General features: G+C 65.0%; 22 protein-coding genes and 1 other RNA gene. 14 read left to right on the top strand and 9 right to left on the bottom strand.

Going from position 1 to position 19925, the window contains the following annotated elements; genetic code table 11:
* Positions 1-126: 126 nt before the first annotated feature.
* The 3 genes from AC1U2B_RS09070 to hisN form a co-directional block, all read right to left on the bottom strand.
* Positions 127-1338, bottom strand: coding sequence for an acyl-CoA dehydrogenase family protein (locus AC1U2B_RS09070; protein WP_480216525.1), 1212 nt, complete (start codon positions 1336-1338; stop codon positions 127-129).
* Positions 1339-1387: 49 nt separating this feature from the next.
* Positions 1388-2794, bottom strand: a complete 1407-nt coding sequence (locus tag AC1U2B_RS09065; protein WP_480216524.1) for an acyl-CoA dehydrogenase family protein — start codon at positions 2792-2794, stop codon at positions 1388-1390.
* Between the two features lie 170 nt (positions 2795-2964).
* A complete protein-coding gene (gene hisN, locus AC1U2B_RS09060; protein WP_043394712.1) occupies positions 2965-3741 on the bottom strand; it encodes a histidinol-phosphatase in 777 nt (258 codons plus the stop codon).
* A gap of 44 nt (positions 3742-3785) precedes the next feature.
* Here hisN and AC1U2B_RS09055 point away from each other — a divergent pair, with 44 nt between their 5' ends.
* Together AC1U2B_RS09055 and AC1U2B_RS09050 are read left to right on the top strand one after the other, a co-directional pair.
* Entirely contained in the window at positions 3786-4082 is a 297-nt protein-coding gene (locus tag AC1U2B_RS09055) for a hypothetical protein (RefSeq protein WP_377042159.1), read from the top strand.
* A gap of 217 nt (positions 4083-4299) precedes the next feature.
* Complete coding sequence (locus AC1U2B_RS09050; RefSeq protein ID WP_480216523.1) at positions 4300-4656, top strand: hypothetical protein; 357 nt, start codon at positions 4300-4302, stop codon at positions 4654-4656.
* A gap of 36 nt (positions 4657-4692) precedes the next feature.
* Here AC1U2B_RS09050 and AC1U2B_RS09045 read toward each other — a convergent pair whose 3' ends face one another.
* The gene (locus tag AC1U2B_RS09045; RefSeq protein ID WP_480216522.1) at positions 4693-6069 is read right to left on the bottom strand and encodes an FAD-dependent oxidoreductase; all 1377 of its coding nucleotides are present in this window, start codon (positions 6067-6069) and stop codon (positions 4693-4695) included.
* A 148-nt stretch (positions 6070-6217) separates the two neighbouring features.
* Between AC1U2B_RS09045 and prfB the strand changes: the two genes are divergently transcribed.
* Genes prfB through AC1U2B_RS09010 form a run of 7 tightly spaced genes read left to right on the top strand, consistent with a single transcriptional unit; the run spans position 6218 to position 11849 of the window.
* Complete coding sequence (prfB, locus tag AC1U2B_RS09040) at positions 6218-7333, top strand: peptide chain release factor 2 (RefSeq protein WP_480216521.1); 1116 nt, start codon at positions 6218-6220, stop codon at positions 7331-7333.
* Positions 7326-8321 (top strand): mechanosensitive ion channel family protein, encoded by a 996-nt coding sequence (locus AC1U2B_RS09035; protein WP_480216520.1) that lies wholly within the window; start codon positions 7326-7328, stop codon positions 8319-8321. Before prfB ends, AC1U2B_RS09035 begins: the two co-directional genes overlap by 8 nt.
* The gene (locus tag AC1U2B_RS09030; RefSeq protein WP_480216519.1) at positions 8321-8863 is read left to right on the top strand and encodes an Rv3103c family proline-rich protein; all 543 of its coding nucleotides are present in this window, start codon (positions 8321-8323) and stop codon (positions 8861-8863) included. Before AC1U2B_RS09035 ends, AC1U2B_RS09030 begins: the two co-directional genes overlap by 1 nt.
* A 54-nt stretch (positions 8864-8917) precedes the next feature.
* The gene (gene ftsE, locus AC1U2B_RS09025; protein WP_043394723.1) at positions 8918-9607 is read left to right on the top strand and encodes a cell division ATP-binding protein FtsE; all 690 of its coding nucleotides are present in this window, start codon (positions 8918-8920) and stop codon (positions 9605-9607) included.
* The gene (ftsX, locus tag AC1U2B_RS09020; RefSeq protein WP_043394725.1) at positions 9608-10504 is read left to right on the top strand and encodes a permease-like cell division protein FtsX; all 897 of its coding nucleotides are present in this window, start codon (positions 9608-9610) and stop codon (positions 10502-10504) included. It begins immediately after the preceding gene.
* A gap of 2 nt (positions 10505-10506) precedes the next feature.
* The gene (gene smpB / locus AC1U2B_RS09015; protein ID WP_480216613.1) at positions 10507-11007 is read left to right on the top strand and encodes an SsrA-binding protein SmpB; all 501 of its coding nucleotides are present in this window, start codon (positions 10507-10509) and stop codon (positions 11005-11007) included.
* Complete coding sequence (locus AC1U2B_RS09010) at positions 11004-11849, top strand: EamA family transporter (protein ID WP_197063780.1); 846 nt, start codon at positions 11004-11006, stop codon at positions 11847-11849. Before smpB ends, AC1U2B_RS09010 begins: the two co-directional genes overlap by 4 nt.
* 9 nt (positions 11850-11858) lie before the next feature.
* Here AC1U2B_RS09010 and AC1U2B_RS09005 read toward each other — a convergent pair whose 3' ends face one another.
* Positions 11859-12266 carry a VOC family protein gene (locus AC1U2B_RS09005; protein WP_043395260.1) on the bottom strand — a complete coding sequence of 136 codons (408 nt, stop codon included), beginning with the start codon at positions 12264-12266 and terminating at the stop codon, positions 11859-11861.
* Positions 12267-12286: 20 nt separating this feature from the next.
* Entirely contained in the window at positions 12287-12721 is a 435-nt protein-coding gene (locus AC1U2B_RS09000; RefSeq protein ID WP_029119570.1) for a helix-turn-helix transcriptional regulator, read from the bottom strand.
* Between the two features lie 80 nt (positions 12722-12801).
* Here AC1U2B_RS09000 and AC1U2B_RS08995 point away from each other — a divergent pair, with 80 nt between their 5' ends.
* Together AC1U2B_RS08995 and ssrA are read left to right on the top strand one after the other, a co-directional pair.
* Positions 12802-13656 carry a maleylpyruvate isomerase family mycothiol-dependent enzyme gene (locus tag AC1U2B_RS08995; protein WP_480216518.1) on the top strand — a complete coding sequence of 285 codons (855 nt, stop codon included), beginning with the start codon at positions 12802-12804 and terminating at the stop codon, positions 13654-13656.
* Between the two features lie 91 nt (positions 13657-13747).
* Positions 13748-14120, top strand: a transfer-messenger RNA (tmRNA) gene (ssrA, locus tag AC1U2B_RS08990).
* Between the two features lie 128 nt (positions 14121-14248).
* Here ssrA and AC1U2B_RS08985 read toward each other — a convergent pair.
* Together AC1U2B_RS08985 and AC1U2B_RS08980 are read right to left on the bottom strand one after the other, a co-directional pair.
* Positions 14249-14767: a hypothetical protein gene (locus AC1U2B_RS08985; protein ID WP_480216517.1), complete on the bottom strand. Its 519-nt coding sequence runs from the start codon at positions 14765-14767 to the stop codon at positions 14249-14251.
* 167 nt (positions 14768-14934) lie between these two features.
* Entirely contained in the window at positions 14935-15555 is a 621-nt protein-coding gene (locus AC1U2B_RS08980; protein WP_480216516.1) for a PaaI family thioesterase, read from the bottom strand.
* Positions 15556-15926: 371 nt separating this feature from the next.
* Between AC1U2B_RS08980 and AC1U2B_RS08975 the strand changes: the two genes are divergently transcribed.
* Positions 15927-16595: a helix-turn-helix transcriptional regulator gene (locus AC1U2B_RS08975; RefSeq protein WP_480216515.1), complete on the top strand. Its 669-nt coding sequence runs from the start codon at positions 15927-15929 to the stop codon at positions 16593-16595.
* Between the two features lie 12 nt (positions 16596-16607).
* On the opposite strand, the gene AC1U2B_RS08970 is transcribed toward AC1U2B_RS08975, so the two are convergent.
* A complete protein-coding gene (locus AC1U2B_RS08970) occupies positions 16608-18347 on the bottom strand; it encodes a 3-ketosteroid-delta-1-dehydrogenase (protein ID WP_480216514.1) in 1740 nt (579 codons plus the stop codon).
* Positions 18348-18480: 133 nt separating this feature from the next.
* Between AC1U2B_RS08970 and AC1U2B_RS08965 the strand changes: the two genes are divergently transcribed.
* Together AC1U2B_RS08965 and AC1U2B_RS08960 are read left to right on the top strand one after the other, a co-directional pair.
* On the top strand, positions 18481-19629 hold the full coding sequence (locus tag AC1U2B_RS08965; protein WP_480216513.1) for a 3-ketosteroid-9-alpha-monooxygenase, oxygenase component: 1149 nt from the start codon (positions 18481-18483) through the stop codon (positions 19627-19629).
* A 2-nt stretch (positions 19630-19631) separates the two neighbouring features.
* Entirely contained in the window at positions 19632-19916 is a 285-nt protein-coding gene (locus AC1U2B_RS08960) for a ferredoxin (RefSeq protein ID WP_480216512.1), read from the top strand.
* Positions 19917-19925: the final 9 nt, after the last annotated feature.

Below are 19925 nucleotides of genomic sequence, written 5' to 3'. Positions count from 1 at the left end.
TGGCAGCGGACAGCGAAAAGCCCAGCGCCCGGGACAGTGAGTGTCATTGGGCGCTGGGCATTTTCGGTCAGACGCTGGCGACCGCGCTCCGGTAGCCCAGCGCGTGCCGGGCCACCGGAGCACCGGTCACTTGAGCTGTGCCGAGGACAGGCCCAGCAGACGTCGTGCCACGACGAGCTGCTGAATCTGCTGCGTGCCTTCGAAGATGTCGAGAATCTTCGAGTCGCGGGCCCACTTCTCGAGCAGCGGCTCCTCGGAATAGCCGGTGGTGCCGGCCAATTCGACGGCCTTGAGGGTGACGTCGGTGCCCATGCGCCCGGCCTTGGCCTTGCTCATGGACGCTTCCTTGGAGTTCGGGATCTTGTTGTCGGCCTGCCAGGCAGCGCGCAGCGACAGCAGGTAGGCGGCCTCCCAGTCGGACTCCATCCGCAGGAATTCCGCTGCCGGGGCGCTCTGCGCATGGGCCGGCTTGTCGTACGAGATCTCGATGCCGGCGTCGGTCAGGATCGTCCGCAGCTCCTCCAGCGCGGCGCGGCCGACACCGACGGCCATGGCGGCCACCATCGGACGGGTGTTGTCGAAGGTCTCCATGACCCCGCCAAAACCCTTGTCCACCTTGATGTCCGGATCGCCGAGCAGGTAGTCCTTGGGGATGCGGCAGTTGTCGAAGCGGATGACCGCGGTGTCGGAGGCCTTGATGCCGAGCTTGTGCTCGAGGCGCTCGACGATGACGCCGGGGTGCTCACGCGGCACGCAGAACGACTTGATGGCCGCGCGGCCGAGCGAGCGGTCCAGCGTCGCCCACACCACGATGTGGGTGGCGCGTGAACCGGCGGTGACGAAGATCTTCTCGCCGTTGATGACCCACTCGTCGCCGTCGAGCACCGCGGTGGTCGAGACTGCCGCCGAATCGGAACCGAAGCTCGGCTCGGTGATGGCCATGGCGGCCCACACCTTGCCCCACTTGGCCAGCTGGTCCTTGGTGGCGACCGCGGAGATCGCGGCGTTGCCCAGGCCCTGGTAGGGGACGGTCAGCAGCAGGGCGACGTCGCCCCAGCTGACCTCGAGCGCGTTCAGCAGCGCAGACATGTTGGCGCCGTTGATGTTTGCGTGCTTGCTCTTGGATTCGCTGGCCGAGAATCCGGCGCCGGCGATGGAGACGGCGTTGGACTCCTGGATGCCTTCGAACAGGCTGGCCAGGGTATCGAGCTCGGCCGGATAGGCGTGCTCGGCCAGGTCGTACTTGCGGGAGATCGGGCGGAGCATCTCCGCGGCGCCCTGGTGGCCCTTCTCGACGACGGCCTGCAACTTGCGGGGTATTTCCAGATTGATTGCCATGATTGGTCTTTCGGGATATTTGGAAGTTTTGGGCGATTACCGGGTCGGGCTACAGAACGACGACACCTTCGGCGACGCCGATGGCCCGCAGATCGCGGTACCAGCGCTCGACCGGGTGTTCCTTGGTGTAGCCGTGGCCGCCGAGCAGCTGCACGCCGTCGAGGCCGATCTGCATGCCCTTGTCGGTGGCGAACCGCTTGGCGAGGGCGCCCTCGCGCAGGAACGACATGCCCTGCTCGGCGCGCGACGCACCGCGCCACACGATCAGCCGCAGGCCGTCGAGCTCGATGGCGATGTTGGCGCACATGAACGCGACCGACTGGCGGTTGGCGATGGGCTCACCGAACGCCTCACGCTCCTTGACGTAGGGCACCACGTAGTCGAGCACCGCGTGCGAGGTGCCGACTGCCAGTGCGGCCCAACCCAATCGGGACAGTGCGATGGCTTCGGAGTAGTCGTTGTCGGTGGCCGCGTCCTCGCCGAGCCGGTTGCCCAGCGGGACCGCGACGTTGTTCAGCTCGACCTTGCCCAGGGCCGCGGCGCGGATGCCCATGCTCGGGTCGGCCGTGACGGACAGGCCCTCGGAGCCCGACTCGACGATGAACAGGGCCGGCTTGCCGTCGAGCTGCGCACCGATGATGAACACCTCGGAGTTGGCGGCGGCCGGGACCAGCGACTTGACGCCGTTGAGGCGGTAGCCACCGGGGGTGCGGACCGCGGTGGTCCGCAGTGCGGTCGGGTCGAACAGGGCGTGCGGCTCGGCGATGGCGACGCATGCCTGCGGCACGTTCTCGCCGGCGAACGACGGCAGGTAGGTGGCCTGCTGGCCGGCGCTGCCCCAGCGGGTCAGGGCCGACGCCACGCCACCGGGCGCCAGGATCGGCAGGGCCAGACCCATGTCGCCGTAGGCCAGGGCCTCGGCGACCAGAGCGGTGGTGACGGTGCTCTGGGTGGCGGCGATGCCGTCGAACTCCTCGGGCACGTTGATCGCGGTGATGCCGAGTTCAGCGGCCTTGGCGATCAGGTCGGCCGGGTAGGCCGCCGCGGCGTCGGCGTCGTGCGCGGCCGGTCGCAGGATCTCCGCGGAGAACTCGCGGACCGTCTCCACGATCATTTGCTGGTCTTCGTCCGGATTCAGGTCGAAGTAGTCCGAGCCGCCCGGCTTCAGGCGCGTCGGGGCGCCGTTCAGTCCGGGAATGCGCTTGAACGTACGGCTCGCGGCGCCGACGGCGGAGAAGCCCGTCTTGACTCCGTATTTCACGCCGCGGTTGAGCGGCTCGCGCAGGTTGTATTTGTCCAGGAATTCCTGGCCGACAAAAGGCGTGATCAGCGCCAGACCGATGTCGGTCGCTGTCCGCTTGTGCCGTTGCAGGCCGATGGCGCTCTCCGGACCCTTGCGCACCGGGCGCTGGGAGGAACCGGACGAAGTGCCGTTCTGGGGAAGGGTGTTGGTCATTTCGACAGCCTCGCGTCGTTGGGGCAGTGCGCTATGACCGTATCTTACTCCGGAGTAAGGTACGACGCTCGTGTTATCAAGTTCACACTTTGCTCAACGCCGAATGGCCGGTTCTCGCACGTAATTCGCGGGAATTTTCGTGCGAGAACCGGCCATTCGGCGGGGTGAAATCAGGAGAGGGCGGCGAGTACCTTGTCGTGCAGCAACCCATTGGTCGCCACCGCGCTGCCGCCGTGCGGGCCGGACGCGCCGGCCAGGTTGGTGAACGAACCGCCGGCTTCACGCACGACGACGTCCAAGGCGGCCAGATCCCACAGCTTGACCTCCGGTTCGACGGCGATGTCGACCGCGCCTTCGGCCAGCAGGCAGTACGACCAGAAGTCGCCGTAGGCCCGCACCCGCCACACCGCGTCGGTCAGTGCGACGAACGCGTCGCGCCGGTCTTCCCAGCCGGTGGTCAGATCCGAGTAGGACAGGCTCGCGGCGTCCAGCGCGTCGACACCCGATACCGAGATGGTGCGCGTCCGGCCGGCGAATGAGCTGAAGGCGCCCTCGCCAGTGCCGGCCCACCAGCGCCGTCCGAGCGCCGGGGCGCTGACCACCCCGACGATGGGCACGCCGTCCTCCAGCAGGGCGATCAAGGTGGCCCACACCGGGACGCCGCGGACGAAGTTCTTGGTGCCGTCGATCGGGTCGATCACCCATTGCCGGCCCGCGAAAACTGCTGTGCCCCCGTACTCTTCGCCCAGCAAGGCGTCGTCCGGCCGAGCTGCCGACAGCGTCTCCCGCAGCACCCGTTCCACGGACTGGTCGGCATCGGTCACCGGGGTCAGATCCGGTTTGGTCTCGATGCGCAGGTCCTGTGCGCCGAAGCGGTCCAACGTCACGGCATCGGCCTGATCGGCCAATTTCAGGGCAAGGTTGATGTCGTCTGCGGTGGTACTCATGGGTGCAGTCCTACCATGGGTACGTGTGGGAATTCGTCGTGCTCATTGTCTTGCTCGGAGCGCTCGTACTGCTGGCTGCCCCGTGGCTGCGACGTACGCGTAGCGGGGAGAGCGGGACGCTGCTGATCACCGGCGTCAGTCCGCGACCCGATGCCACGGGGGAGCAGTTCGTCACCGTCGCCGGAGTCATCAACGGCCCCAGTGTGAACGAGCACGAGGTCTACGGCCGGATCGCGATGGATGTGGCCGACTGGCCCTCGGTGGGCCAACTGGTCCCCGTCGTCTACTCGCCCAAGAACCCCGACAACTGGAACTTCGCGCCGCACGCCCCGCAGGCGTAGTCGATCGGCCCGAACCTTTCTGCATACGCCGCCCTGGTGGTTTGCTCAGCATCCTCTGGAAATTCCATCGAATGGACTAATTCCGGTGTTGCCCTGTGCTAATAGATTCACTGTGTGAATAGCCAGCTATCGCATCGAGCTTGCTGACCGGATGGTGTGCGCAGCTCGGATTCGACCGTCGGACACAGTCTTTCCGCAGAAGGGGACAAGAACGTACATGGCCAAGTCTCAGATCTCGTCGACCGGTAGGGCCACCACGATGATTGGGGTGGGGCTGACGGCAAGCGGATTGCTGCTCTTTGCGTCGACGGGCGTCGCATCAGCTGACGGCGGGCCGCTCGACGGGCTGGGCAGCGCCGTGGGCGGCGAGCTCGGCTTCACGCAGCACTTCGCCACCCACAACATCGGTGGACTCGCCGGCATCGCCGCGATCAACACCGGCGGCCTTCAGGCCGGCGTGGGTTCCCTGAGCTCGGGCGTCCTGTCTGGATCGACAGCCACGTCGTCGCTGCTCAATTCGGGCGGCAGCCTCACGACTTTCGCGGTGCAGGGCATCCTGCGGCCCAGCCACTGAGCGGGCACCAAGGGTCGCGCCGGGGCGCACGGCTGCTCAGCCGTGCGCTACCCGCAGCATCTCCGCGACCTCTGTCAACTTCACCCGCGGCCGGTTCTGGCCCTCGCCGGCCGACCGTTCGTGCGCGTCGATCAGGCGCCAGTGGTCATTGGTGACCAACGCGGGCTGCCGGGACAGGAACCAGGCGGCCAGGTCCTCGGCGTGGGTGGTTCCGAAATCGGCCAGCTCAGCGCCGCAGATGTCCTCGATCAGGGTGTTGACGGTGTCCTGCGAGTCCTTCTTGTTGCTGCCGATGACCCCCGACGGTCCGCGCTTGATCCAGCCGACGACGTACTCGTTGCGGCTGCCTTCGACCCGGCCCTCGGTGTGCGGGATGATCGCGGCGCGCTCATCGAATGGCAGGCCCGCGGTCGGCACGCCCCGGTAGCCCACGGCGCGCACCACCAGCTGGGCCGGCAATTCCTCGCGGTTACCGCTGTCCTTCGCGATGATCCGGCCACCGTCATCGACCAATTCGTTGTGGCCCAACACAATTGACTCGACGCGTTCGGAGCCCTTGATCTCGATCGGCGACGTCTGGAACTTGAAGACGATGCGCCGCTCGCGCCCGAGGTCGCCACGTTCGGCGTAGTTGCGCAGAATCTTGATGTTCTGCCGCACGGTCTTGCCCGCGGCTTCCAGATCCGCGTCGGTGATGCCGTCGACGTCAGCGGGATCGACGATGACGTCGACGTCGGCCATGGCGGCCAGGTCGCCGAGCTCACGCAGTTCCAGCGTCGTGAACGGCGCCTGCAGCGGGCCGCGCCGCCCGATGATCACGACCTCGCGAACGCCGCGTGCGCCCAGGGCCGTCAACGCGTGATCGGCGATGTCGGTGGCGGCCAGTTCGGCCGGATCGCTGACCAGGATGCGGGCCACGTCCAGGGCCACGTTGCCGTTGCCGACCACCACGGCGCGGTCCTGGGTGACGTCGGGGTTCATGGTCGCGAAATGCGGATGTGCGTTGTACCAGCCGACGAAGTCGACGGCAGCGACGCTGCCTTCGAGCTCCTCGCCGGGGATGCCCAGCGGCCGGTCGGATTGTGCGCCGATGGCGTAGATGACCGCGTCGTACCGCTGCGCCAGCTCGGCCGCCTGCACATGCTCACCCACGGTGACGTTGCCGAAGAAGCGGAACCGGGCATCGTCGGCGACCTTGTCGAACTGCGCCGAGACCGTCTTGATCTTCGGATGATCCGGAGCCACACCGGAGCGGACCAGTCCCCACGGGGTGGGCAGCATCTCGATCATGTCGATCTGGACGTCGACCGGATCGTCGGTGGCGGCCTTGGCATCGGCGAATTTCAACAGTGACGCGGCAGCGAAAAACCCTGACGGGCCGGATCCGACAACCGCCACATGGTAAGGGCGCATATGTATGGTTTGCCTTCTTGTTCTGCTCAGTGCGCGCAAGGGGCTGTCGCGACGCGCGGAGCGGGTTACACGGCGATGCTAAACCGGTCTAATCGATCATGGCTTGCAATGCGTAAGTCCGTCTCACTGGTCGGTACCCTCATGCTTTGTGGACCTCGATCGCCAAGCCGACATTGCCGCCCTCGACAGCACCCTGACCACTGTGGAGCGGGTGCTCGACGTCGAGGGTCTGCGCGCGCGGATCGCCAAACTCGAGGACGAAGCCTCGGATCCCAAGTTGTGGGATGACCAGGCCAACGCGCAGAAGGTGACCAGCAGCCTGTCGCACGCACAGGGTGAGCTGCGCCGCGTCGAGGAGTTGCGCGGACGGATCGAGGATCTGCCCGTGCTCTACGAGCTGGCCGAGGAGGAAGAGGGCGCCGCCAAGACCGATGCCGTGGCCGACGCCGACGCCGAACTGGCCAAGCTGCGCGAGGACATCGAGGCGCTCGAGGTTCGAACGCTGCTGTCGGGGGAATACGACGAGCGGGAAGCGGTCGTGACCATCCGCTCCGGCGCCGGTGGTGTGGACGCTGCCGACTGGGCCGAGATGCTGATGCGCATGTACATCCGCTGGGCTGAGAAGCACGGGTATCCGGTCGAGGTCTTCGACACGTCGTACGCAGAGGAGGCGGGCATCAAGAGCGCGACCTTCGCGGTGCACACGCCGTTCGCGTACGGCACGTTGTCGGTCGAACAGGGCACCCACCGGCTCGTGCGGATCAGCCCGTTCGACAACCAGAGCCGGCGCCAGACGTCGTTCGCCGACGTCGAGGTGCTGCCGGTCGTCGAGACCGCCGACTCCATCGACATCCCCGAAGGTGACATCCGGGTCGACGTCTACCGGTCCAGCGGTCCGGGTGGTCAGTCCGTGAACACCACCGACTCCGCGGTCCGGCTGACACACATCCCGACGGGCATCGTCGTGACCTGTCAGAACGAGAAATCGCAGCTGCAGAACAAGGTTTCCGCGATGCGCGTGCTCAGCGCCAAGCTGCTGGAACGCAAGCGCCAGGAAGAGCGGGCCGAGATGGACGCCCTCAAGGGCGACGGCGGCAGCTCCTGGGGCAACCAGATGCGCTCGTACGTGCTGCACCCCTATCAGATGGTGAAGGACCTGCGCACCGAGTTCGAGGTCGGCAACCCGGCCTCGGTGCTCGACGGTGACATCGACGGCTTCCTGGAGGCCGGAATCCGCTGGCGCAACCGAAAAGACGATGACTAATTTCGCTCTGATCGCCGCGAGCCAACCGGAGTCATTCGGTTGGTGGGCCCAACAGTGGCACGACTTCTGGCGGGGCTCGATCGGCGCGTGGATCATCACCCGCGGGCTGCGGATCGTCATGCTCGTGATCGCGGCGATGCTGATCGCACGGTTCGTCGGCTGGCTGACGCACCGGATCACTGCCCGCATCGACGAGCGTTTTCAGGAGAGCGACGCGCTGGTCCGGTCGGAGACCACCAAGCACCGGCAAGCCGTCGCTTCGGTGATCTCGTGGGTGTCGATTGCTCTGGTTTCGGTGATCGTGCTGGTCGACGTCATCGAAATCCTCGGGATACCCATCGGTTCGCTGGTCGCGCCCGCCGCCGTGCTGGGCGCGGCGCTGGGCTTCGGCGCGCAGCGCATCGTGCAGGACCTGCTGGCCGGGTTCTTCATCATCACCGAGAAGCAGTACGGCTTCGGTGACCTCGTGTCCCTCACCGTCAGCGGCATCAACACGCCCGCCGAGGGCACGGTCGAAGACGTCACGTTGCGCGTCACCAAGCTGCGTTCCAGCGACGGCGAGGTGTACACGATCCCGAACGGGCAGATCGCCAAGACCGTCAACCTCTCCAAGGACTGGGCACGTGCGGTCGTGGACATTCCGGTGCCGACGACCGCGGACCTGGGCAAGGTCAACGAGGTACTGGGCCGGGTCTGCGAACGCGCGATGGCGGACCACCAATTACGCACCCTGCTCCTCGACAAGCCCCAGCTGATGGGCGTGGAGAGTATCGAGCTGGACACCGTGAACCTGCGGATGGTGGCCCGGACGCTGCCCGGCAAGCAGTTCGAGGTCGGCCGGCGGCTGCGGGTGATGGTTGTCTCCGCGCTGGGCCGGGCCGGCATCGAGAGCCCGCACGACAGCGAGCCCGAAGTGGAGGCCATGGTGCACCCGGCCACTGTCGCCGGTGCCGAGGACAAGACCCAGGGGCCGGGGGACGAGCACTGATGAATGCGCTGTCTCGTCTGACTGCCAAGCACAGCGACTCGCGAGCGTGGCCCGAGTACATCCTGGGCCGGATCCGGACGTCGACTCTCGGCCTGATCGTGGCGTTCTTCGTGGCGTACTGGGTGCACCAGACCTACGCGCCGCCGCCACCACCGCCGGCACCACCGCCCGCGGTCGTGCCGCCGGGCTTCGTGCCCAACCCCGAGTACACCTGGGTGCCGCGCACCGATGTGAACACTCGCCCGAAGTCGACGTACCGGCCGACGCCGACGGAGACCACCGAGACGACTGATACGACGACAACGACCTCGACCACCTCGACCACGTCCAGCACGACGGCGCCGCCCACCACGACGGTCATCACCCCGGCGCCGGGGATCCTGCCGCCGGTCACGCTGCCGGTGCTGCCCGGCCTGGCCCCGGCGCCAACGCCGGCTCCGGCGCCCTCGCCGCCGCCTGGCCCGCTGCCGGCCGCTGCGCCGCCCGACGGTCCGGTCACGACGACCACCGTTTCGCCCGGCGCGGCCCCGGCGCCGAGCTAGCAGCATCAGCCTCACCCGTCACTCGTCAGCGTCCGACTACACTGGCGTGCCGTGATGATCACCCTCGACCACGTGAGCAAGAACTACAAGTCTTCGGCACGCCCAGCCCTGGACAACGTGTCGCTCAAGATTGACAAGGGTGAGTTCGTCTTCCTCATCGGTCCGTCCGGTTCCGGCAAGTCGACGTTCATGCGGCTGCTGCTCGGCGCCGAGGTCCCGACCTCGGGTGACATCCGCGTCTCGAAGTTCCATGTCAACAAGCTGCACGGTCGCCAGATCCCGAGCCTGCGCCAGGTGCTCGGCTGCGTGTTCCAGGACTTCCGGCTGCTGCAGCAGAAGACGGCGTTCGAGAACGTGGCCTTCGCGCTGGAGGTGATCGGCAAGCGCCCGGACACCATCAACCGCATCGTGCCCGATGTGCTGGAGATGGTGGGGTTGTCGGGCAAGGCCAACCGGCTGCCCGGCGAGCTGTCCGGTGGCGAACAGCAGCGGGTCGCGATCGCCCGGGCTTTCGTCAACCGGCCGCTGGTGCTGCTGGCAGACGAACCCACCGGCAACTTGGACCCCGAGACGAGCAACGACATCATGGACCTGCTGGAGCGGATCAACCGCACCGGCACGACGGTCGTGATGGCCACCCACGACCATCACATCGTCGACTCGATGCGTCAGCGCGTCATCGAACTCGAACTCGGCCGCCTCATCCGCGATGAGCAGAGCGGCGTCTACGGAATGGATCGCTAAGTGCGCTTCGGCTTTCTTGTCAATGAAGTCCTGACCGGATTTCGTCGCAACGTCACCATGACGGTCGCCATGATCCTGACGACCGCCATCTCCATCGGCCTGTTCGGCGGTGGTCTGCTGATCGTCCGGCTGGCCGACCAGTCCAAGCAGATCTATCTGGACCGCGTGGAGAGCCAGGTCTTCCTGACCGACGACGTCTCGTCCAACGACCCCAATTGCGACGCCGACCCGTGCAAGTCGCTGCGCAAGCTGATCGACGACCGCAAGGACGTCAAGTCGGTGCGCTACATGAACCGGGACCAGGCCTACGACGATGCCGTCCGGCGCATTCCGGCGTTCAAGGATTACGCCAGCAAGAAGGCGTTCCCGGCGTCGTTCGTCGTCAAGCTCGACAATCCCGAGCAGCACAAGGGATTCGAGGACGCGCTGCGTGGACGTCCCGGCGTGCGCCAGGTGACAGACCAGAAGGAACTGGTCGACCGGCTGTTCGGCATCCTCGGCGGCATCAGCAACGCGGCGTTCGCGGTGGCGCTGGTGCAGGCCGTCGCCGCAGTCCTGTTGATCGCCAACATGGTTCAGGTCGCGGCCTACACCCGGCGTACCGAGATCGGCATCATGCGACTGGTCGGTGCCACCCGCTGGTACACCCAGCTGCCGTTCCTGGTCGAGGCGATGCTGGCCGCCACCATCGGTGTGGTCGGCGCTGTCATCGGCTTGATCGTGGTGCGGGCGATGTTCCTCGAGGACGTGCTCAACCAGTTCTATCAAGCCGGCCTGATCGCCAAGGTCGACTACGCCGACGTTCTCTTCTATTGCGCGCCAATCATGTTGGCATTGGGCCTGACCATGTCCGGGGTCACGGCCTACGCCACGCTGCGCGCGTATATCCGGCGATGATGATGGCCAAGAAGAAAGACGCCGACAAGGACAAGTCGGGCAACAACTCGGTCGTCGCAACCAACCGGAAAGCGCGACACAACTATTCGATCATCGATACCTACGAGGCGGGTATCGCGCTGGTCGGTACCGAGGTGAAGAGCCTGCGCGAGGGTCTGGCGTCGCTGGCCGATGCGTTCGCCACCGTGGACGACGGCGAGGTGTGGCTGCGCAACCTGCACATCGCCGAATACCACCACGGCACCTGGACCAACCACGCCCCGCGGCGCAACCGAAAGCTGTTGCTGCACCGCAAGCAGATCGACATGCTGGTCGGCAAGCTGCGGGACGGCAACTTCACGCTGGTGCCGCTCAAGCTGTACTTCTCCGATGGTCGGGTCAAGGTCGAGTTGGCATTGGCCCGCGGTAAAGAAGCACACGACAAGCGTCAGGACCTCGCCAAGCGCGATGCGCAGCGGGAGATCACCCGCGAGATGGGTCGACGTTTCAAGGGCAAGATCTGACCGGGGTTCTGCTGGCGCTGCTGTCCGCGCTGGGCTACGGCATCAGCGATTTCGTCGGCGGCATCGCCTCACGACGTGTCGCCGCTCTGCGGGTCGTGCTGGTGTCATACCCCATCGCCGGCGTGCTGCTGACGCTGATGGCGTGCGTTGTCGGCGGCCAGGTTTCGTCGAATGCGGTGCTCTGGGGCGTGTTGTGCGGCGTTCTGCAGGCGTTCGGGATCTGGTGGTTCTACGCCGCGTTGGGCTCTGGACCGATATCGGTCGTGTCGCCGCTGACCGCGATCCTGGTGTCGGCGGGGCCGATCGTCGTCGGCGTCGCCATGGGGGAGCGGCCCAGCGGGCTGGCGATCGCCGGGATCGCGCTGGCGTTGGTCGCGGTGGCATTGGTCAGTGCCCAGGCCACCGATGAGGACGAGACACCACACCGGTTCACCGCCAAGGTCGCCTGGCTGACCGTCGGCTCCGGATTGACCTTCGGGCTCAGCTTCGCCGTGATCCATCAGGTGCCGCACGAGGCGAAGCTCTGGCCTTTGGTATTCGCCCGCTTCGCAGCCACCGCGGTGGTGATGGTCGCCGCGTTGGCGACCCGCAATTTCGCTCTGCCACGCGGACTTCCACTGAAGCTCGCCCTGATCGCGGCGGCGCTCGACGTCATCGCGAACGTGGGGATGCTGCTGGCGCTGCAGGCTTCCATGCTGTCGTTGGCGAGCGTGCTGATCTCGCTCTATCCGGCGGCGACCGTCGCGCTGGCCATGGTGGTGCTCAAAGAGCGGGTTCGGGCCTGGCAGGCCGTCGGCATGGCACTGGCTTTGGGTTCGGTCGCGATGATCGCCGCCGGATAGCTGGTTGAACTAGAGCTGGTTGATCCTGATCAGGTTGCCGGACGGATCGCGAAAGGCGCAGTCACGCACGCCGTAATCCTGGTCGGTGGGTTCCTGCAGGACGTCGGCGCCGGCAGCCTCCAGACGCGCGAACAGCGCGTCCAGATCATCGGTGGCCAAGGTGACGGCGCCATAGGAGCCCTTGGCGATCAACTCCAGGATGGTGCGACGCTCGTCGTCGGTGATGCCGGGGTCGGCGCCCGGCGGGTGCAGCACGATCGACGTGCCCGGCTGTCCGGGCGGGCCGACGGTGATCCACCGCATGTCTTGGTAGCCAACGTCTTTGCGAACTTCGAAGCCGAGCGCGTCGCGGTAGAACGTCAGCGCGGCCTCGGCGTCGGTGTGGGGCAGGAATGCGTAGTGAATGGATATGTCCATGCCCGTCACGGTAATGGGGGTCAGTGCGGTGGTGCTTCTTGATTCCTGACCGGTCTGGTGACCTGTCTTGCCAGGCAGGCGGGAATGCCGTCGGCCGCCTGCGAGTGGTCGCGGCGGTACACGCTGGGCGCCACCCCGACCAGTTCGGTGAATCGGGTGCTGAACGTGCCCAGTGATGAAAATCCAACGGCGAAGCAGACATCCGTGACGCTGAGATCGCCGCGACGGAGCAGCGTCATGGCCCGTTCGATGCGTCGCGTCATCAGGTACGAGTAGGGCGATTCGCCGTAGATGCGCCGGAATTCCCGGCTCAGGTGTCCGGCGGACATGTGCGCGCCGCGGGCTAGGTCTTCGACATTCAGCGGCTTGGCGTACTCCCGGTCGATCCGGTCCCGCACCTTGCGGATCACGGTGATGTCCCGTAGGCGTTGCGCTTCCGCCCGGTCGTCCCCCATGGGGCCATCGTTGCATGACAAAATTGGGACGCATCGCGGATTTCCCGGTGCGGAGGGGTCTGCCGTCGTACGGTCAGCCGGTGAGTAGTCCATCGCGCCCCGTCACTGTCCTGGAAAAGTCCGATGTTCTGCCCGCCCTGTTCGGGGTGTGGGACGACCTGGACCAGCTGTTGTCGACCATCTCCGAAGCAGAACTGCTGACCACGCAGACCGAGCTGCCCGGCTGGCACGTCCGGGATGTCGTCGCGCACGTCATCGGTACCGAGCTGATGCTCAAGGGCGAGCCGGTGCCCGATGCCGACATCGACGTCTCGGAACTGGACCACGTGCACAACCCCATCGGCGCGATGAACGAATGCTGGGTCCGGTCGTTCGGCGCACTCTCGAGTGCCGAGCTGCTGGAAAGGTTCCGTGCCGTCACCGGCGATCGGCGGGCGACGCTGACCGCGATGTCGGACGAGGAGTGGAACACCCCGACGATGACGCCGGCCGGCCAGGACAGCGTGGGCCGGTTCATCCGGATCCGCACGTTCGATTCGTGGATGCACGAGCAGGACATCCGCGAGTCCGTCGCACGACCGGCGTCCGACGCGGCGTTGCAGAAGCCGGAAGCGCGGCTGTCGCTCGACGAGATCGAGACGATGATGGGGTTCGTCGTCGCCAAGCGCGGGGGAGCGCCGGACGGATCGCGCGTCGCGATCGAGCTGACGGGCCCCATGGCCCGCACGATTCGGGTCGCGGTCGACGGTCGCGCCGCGGTCGTGCCCGACTTCGGGGGAGCTGAGCCGAGCACGGTCATCCGGATGGACGGCTGGCAGTTCACGCGACTGTGCGGTGGACGCCCCCTAGGTGCCGTGCGGCCGGTCGTCATCGAGTTCGAGGGCGACGCCGAGGTCGGGAAGCGGATCGTCGAGAACCTCGGCTACGTCATCTGACCTGGTCGGACGCTGGAGCCGGATACTCGGTGGAAGTTGTCGGCGCGGCCGGTATGATGGAGTGTCCTACCGAAAGTCGGCGGGGGTGCGAGGGGCTGAACGGTTTCGACTTCGCGCATCGAATCAAGAGAAGCGTGCCGGTGCAGGCAACTGACCACCGTAAGCGTCGTTGTAAACCAATTAAGCGCCGATTCCAATCAGCGCGACTACGCCCTCGCTGCCTAAGTAGCGACCGCGTGTCTGTCAGACCGGGAACGCCCTCGGCCCGGACCCTGGCATCGACTAGAGGGAACCACCCACGGGTTCGGTCGCGGAACCTGTGGGGACATCAAACAGCGACTGGGATCGTCATCTCGGCTTGTTCGCGTGACCGGGAGATCCAAGTAGAGGCATAGCGAACTGCGCACGGAGAAGTCTTGAGGGAATGCCGTAGGACCCGGGTTCAATTCCCGGCAGCTCCACCGGAATAAAGCAGGCCAGGCCCTACAGGGCCTGGCCTGTTTTCTTTCCCGTCAACGTTGCGGCTGTATGTGCCGCTGTGGCGTCGTTGCACAAATGCGCCGGCAAGAACGACCCGGAGTTCGCTGTTCTTCTACCGGACTCTCGTGTGGCTGAGCTCGACCGTGGTGCCATCGCCCCGGTATCCCTCGATCGGCTGCAGCTCGTACCTGCCGGGGATGTCCCCGGTCTCGTAGTAGCTGAAGAACAGCTCGGCGGCTTCGTCGGCACCGAAAACCTGCGACCGGCTGATCACCTTCACGCCGTGCGCCAGCTGGATCGGGAGGTCCAGCGGCTCCGTGCCACTGCGCGGGTGACCGACTGTGTACCTGACCCAGTCGACTCCCCACTGCTGACCCCCAGGCTTACGGATCTCCAGAGTCATCGTGTTCGGGACGCCCGCGGCCTGGATGTACCGAGTCGGCAGCTCGCCCGTCTTCAGCATCTCGCTGTACGTCTTACCCGACGGGATAGAGGCTAGGCCGAGGCTCCACTGGTCGTCGCCGTTGAAGTTGTGCAGCGGGTTGGAGAACGTCGAAATATCCCGTCCCGCGGCGATTTCCGACACCAGGACGCCACCGTCGCAGGTGACGATGTGGGTGTATCCGCTCACCGTCTGACCCTATCCGCACGAAGCGTCGGTATAGGCCTCACGCCTCTTACCTTGTCCCGAACGCCGGTTTGTAGCACAGCCGTGTCCATCACTCCAAGGAGCCAATTATGGGTCGACAACCTCGGATTGCATCGCGACTGTCGCGATGAAGATCCGACGGTTTGCTCTCAATGCTTGCTCAAGGTGGAAGCGCCGCAACCGATCTGAGGAGTGATGAACACCCCTTCGGCCTGGACTGTGATGCCATCGATTGTTGCGATGTGTCCAACTGCAAAGGTTTTCATCCTTTCAATGCGGTCGATACGAGCTGCTATCCGGACGGGTCCGAGTGCGGTGCCCTTCTCGTACCGGATCGTCAGTGTTCCGGTGACCGCAGGTTGGCCTGGCTTATGGGCCGTTGCGCCTAGGACGTGGTCAAGGAGCAAGGCGCAGATTCCTCCATGAACGTGGCCGGCTGGACCTTCGTAAGCGGCGCCCAATGTGGTTTCGGCCCAGACTGTTCCGTCGTCGTCATGATGTACATCCAATGGGGGAGCGAGGGCATTGCGTAATCCAATAACCGCATTGCCCCAAGCGAGCGACGCCCCGCTGATCTCGTGCTGAACACCAAATGACCCGGGTGTGAGTACGCGGCTGAGTTCATCTGCCGCGGCATCGATTTTGGCCTGAGCCGACCCGATGGTCACAGCGTCGCATTGGCTGCGAATAGTGAAATCGACCAGCCGGCGGACCGAATCGGTGAGGGACTGATAGAGCGCTTCTTGCACATGGGCATTCTTCTCGGTCATCTGGCTAGCTCGCCGGATCCAGCCGCGCGGGACACGTAGACAAGGTGGTCTGCAACCGAGGGGGGCGGAGTAACACCTTGCGGCCGTGAGCTTCCGGCGGCCCAGTGAGGAAGCCAATGGGATGGTGACCGTCGTGGCCTGTAACGACCGCCATTCCGGTACCGGCATGGCGGAGCATGTACACCATCTCCTGGAGTCGTGGTGGGCGATTCGTGGGTCTCACCATGGCTTCGCCGAGTCTCATTGCTTTCCTCCGTCCCGCGTCTGGTCTCGGACCACTGTCAGCCGGCGTGTCATCGTCGAGCAATGCAAAATCCCGGTTAGCGGTCGAGGTGCGGAGTCTCGGCTGGCCCGATTGTTAACCTAAGGGTGTGGGAGAACCCGAGTCTTCAGATATGCCCTCGCTGCCCGCCATCAATTGGGCGTTGCTGGGGATGCTGTCGTACGAGCGGGAGCTGTCGGGTTATGACATCCGCAAGTGGATTCACTGGAGCATGCGCTTCTTTTTCGGCAGCCCCGCGTATAGCCAGATTTACGCTGAGCTGAAGAAGCTGGAGAAGCTTGGGCTGCTGAGTTCGCGAGTGGAGGGTACGGGGGCGCGTTACCGCCGGCTCTACAAGATCACCGATCAAGGGTTGGCCGCGGTCTCCCGGTGGGCCAAAGAGGCGCCGATCGAGCTTCCGACGTTGAAGCATCCAGCGATTCTGCGGGTCATGCTGGGCCATCTGAGTGATCCGGCCGCGCTTAAACAGCTTCTGCAGGAACACATTGCGCAGATCGACGAGATGCAACGTGAAGCCGCCAAGGAAGCGAAGTGGGCTGGCGCTGATCCAACGTGGGCGTACGCCAAACTTGCTTTGATTTGGGCCGACCGTTACTACACGTCTGAGCGGGAGCTTGCCCTGAACCTGATCAAGGATCTGGAAGAGGCGGAGGCAAGCCTGCCGAGCGCGAGCCAGGGCAGTGCCATCGCATGGCCCGATCTCACCTATTGGTACGAGATCGAACGCAGGGTTGCTGCCGAAGAGGCAGGTGACTGAGTCGCGGCTGTCTCACCGCGCCGGCGGGACCAGTCTCTTATGCGCGGCGTGCTGAGCGGCAATATGGCCGTAGACCAGACCTTGCGCGATGGTCGCGCCCGCGCCTGGGTATGTGCGGCCGAATGCGTTGGCAGCGGTGTTCCCTATCGCATACAGGCCATCGATAACGGTGCCGTTCTCGCGTAGGACACGCGCATGATCGTCGGCGATCAACCCTCCGCAGGTACCTAGATCGCTCAGCACCATTTTGACGGCGTAGAACGGACCCTTCAGCAATGGACGTAGGTTGGGGCTCGGCGTGACCGTGGGGTCGCCGTAGTAGCGGTCATAGGCGCTGCGGCCTCGGCCAAAGTCGGGGTCTTCGCCTGCGAACGCGTTCTCGTTGAACCGCTCGGCCGTCGTGCGGAAGTTGCCTGCCGGAACGTTGATTTGCGCAGCGAGATCGGTGAAATTCTCTGTTCGAAAAGCGATTCCGGCGTCATACCAGCTTTGGGGGATCGGCATGCGGGGGAACAGTTCCGCGGCGAAGACGTAGCTGTTGCGGTACTGCTGGTCGAACACGATCCACATTGCCTCGACGGGGTTGCTGGCAGCTTGTAGTTCCAGCACCCGCTGACCGAAGCTCATGTAGTCCGCCGATTCATTGGCGAAACGACGACCGCTTTGATCGACGATGAACGATCCAGGCAACGAACGCTCCGCCAGCATGACCGCGGGAGCCGCTCCCGGCAGCGGCGCCACTGCGGGAAACCACCACGACTGATCCATCAATGCGATACCGGCGCCGATGTCTTGGCCAACCCGGATGGCGTCGCCAGTGTTGGATCGTGCACCCAAGCTGAGATTGGGCCCGAGGGATTCAGCCTGGAACTTCCACCGCATGTCCATGTCGTGGTCGAATCCGCCCGCGGCAAGCACGACGCCGCGTCGGGCGGTGATCGTGAATGCGGCATCGGAATGTGTGACGTTGGCGCCGGTGACCTGGCCATGGTCGTCAGTGACGAGGCCAGTCAACGAAGTGTCAAGCCAGATGGGAACACCGGCGCGAATCGCCCCTGCGAACAGGCCGGCGGCCAAGGCCTGGCCGCCGGCGGCATAGCGTCGTCCCAGCGCCAGCCCTCCGACTCCTTGAGCGAGTCGCTTGATGACTGTCGTTAACCCTTTGCGTGGAACCCTGCTCATCAGGTTCAACCAGCGGTAGTCCGAGCCGGTCGTCGGCATCGGAATGCTGACTTCCATCACCCCGGGGCGCAGGTCCGCCAGGTACTCACCGAGAATCGCGGTGTTCAGCGGACGGCATTCGCAGGTGCGGCCGGCGGCTGAACCTCCCGGTGCCTCAGGGTGGTAGTCGGAGTAGTCCTTGGCCCAGAACAGCTTCATCGGCGTGGTTCGGCGCAGCATGTCGACCGTCGCCGGCAGGTGACGTAGATAAGCGGTCGAACGGTCCTGTGGGGCTGAGTCACCAACGACCGCATCGAGATAGGTGGTCGCCCGCTGCGCGGTATCGACGCCGCCGCACTCTTCGATGACGGGACTCGCGGGCAACCACAGGGCGCCGCCGGAACGGGCCGTTGAACCACCCACGTAGGAGGACTTTTCGATCACGAGTACCGACAAGCCCTGTTCACGTGCGGCCAGTGCGGCGGCGAGGCCGGTGCCGGACCCCACGACGAGAAGGTCGACTTCGGTGTCGGCGATGGCCAGACCAGCGGGGATCGTGGTGTGCGTCGAGTCGGTCACGGTCAACGACATTAAAGCTGCACAGACACATTTCTCGCCGGGAAATTCCTGTCAGCGGGAACGCCGATCTCGCTGCACACGGCTGGCGCAGTTCAATGATGTTGTCACCATGGCGATTTCACCGATTGAAGGACGGACCGAAACGATGACAGCCCAATCCGAAACCGACGACGTCCGGTTGATCGAAGCTGGCTCGGTGCCGACCAGGTTTGCCAGAGGCTGGCACTGCCTGGGCCTCATCCGTGATTTTGCCGACGGAAAGCCGCACCAGATCAACGCTTTCGGACAGAAGCTGGTGGTGTTCAGCGGCGAGGACGGCACCATCAGCGTCCTGGACGGATATTGCCGGCACATGGGTGGCGACCTGTCCCAGGGCACCGTCAAGGGAAACGAGATCGCGTGCCCCTTCCACGATTGGCGCTGGGGCGGGGACGGCCGGTGCAAGCTGGTTCCCTACGCGAAGCGCACCCCGCGGCTGGCCCGCACCGCAGCGTGGCCCACATTGCAACAGGACGGCATGCTGTTCGTCTGGAACGACCCCGAGCACAAAGAGCCGCCACAGGACGTGACCATCCCTCGCATCGAGGGCGCCACCAGCGACAGCTGGACCGACTGGCACTGGTACACCACGGTGGTGCACACCAACTGTCGCGAGATCATCGACAACGTCGTCGACATGGCGCACTTCTTCTACATTCACGGCTCGATGCCCACACACTTCAAGAACATCTTTGAAGGTCACGTCGCGACGCAGTACATGAAGAGCGCTGGGCGGCCCGATCTCAGCGACCCCGAGGAGGGCGTGACGATCCTCGGGACAACCTCCCTGGCCGCGTATCACGGGCCGTCATTCATGGTCGATGAGCTGACCTACCATTACGAGGATTTCGACCAGCGGACCGTGTTGATCAACTGCCACTATCCGATCGACGAGAATTCCTTCGCGCTGCAGTACGGCATCGTCGTGGAGAAGAATCCGTCGATGCCCGACGAGCTCGCCGTCGAGACTGCTGTCGCCCTGGGCGATTTCGTCAAGATGGGCTTCGAGCAGGACGTCGAGATCTGGCGCAGCAAGACCCGTATCGACAACCCACTGCTGGTTGAAGAAGACGGACCGGTGTACCAGCTGAGGCGTTGGTACGAGCAGTTCTACGTCGACGTCGCAGATGTCGCGCCGGACATGGTCGACCGGTTCGAATTCGAGCTGGATACGACGCGGCCCCGGGAAGCCTGGATGAAAGAGGTCGAGGCCAATGTGGCTGCGCGCGCCGCGATGTCCGATTCGATGAGGTGACGATGTCGGTCCGGTACGACAACCGCCTCGACGACATGCCGATGGTGCCGGTGGATTGCCTGCGGTGCGGAGCTGCCGTGCGGGTCCGCAAGAGCAGCTGGAGTCAGACCAGTGTGCAGTGGACCGGCACGGCCCTCGGACGTTGTGAAGAGCGCTGCACGGTAACACAATTGGCACCGTATGCAGATCGCAGCCTGTTCCTGGCATGCTCAGCGCTCAATGGAGCGATCGACGACGCGGTGCGTGCGGGAACGCTTCCGGTAGTCGACGGCGTTTGCTCGGACTGATGAAATGGG

Source organism: Mycolicibacterium sp. P4_G11, from assembly GCF_056555145.1.
Note: the sequence above shows the minus strand (reverse complement) of the source record. Positions and strands in the feature narration are given on the sequence as shown.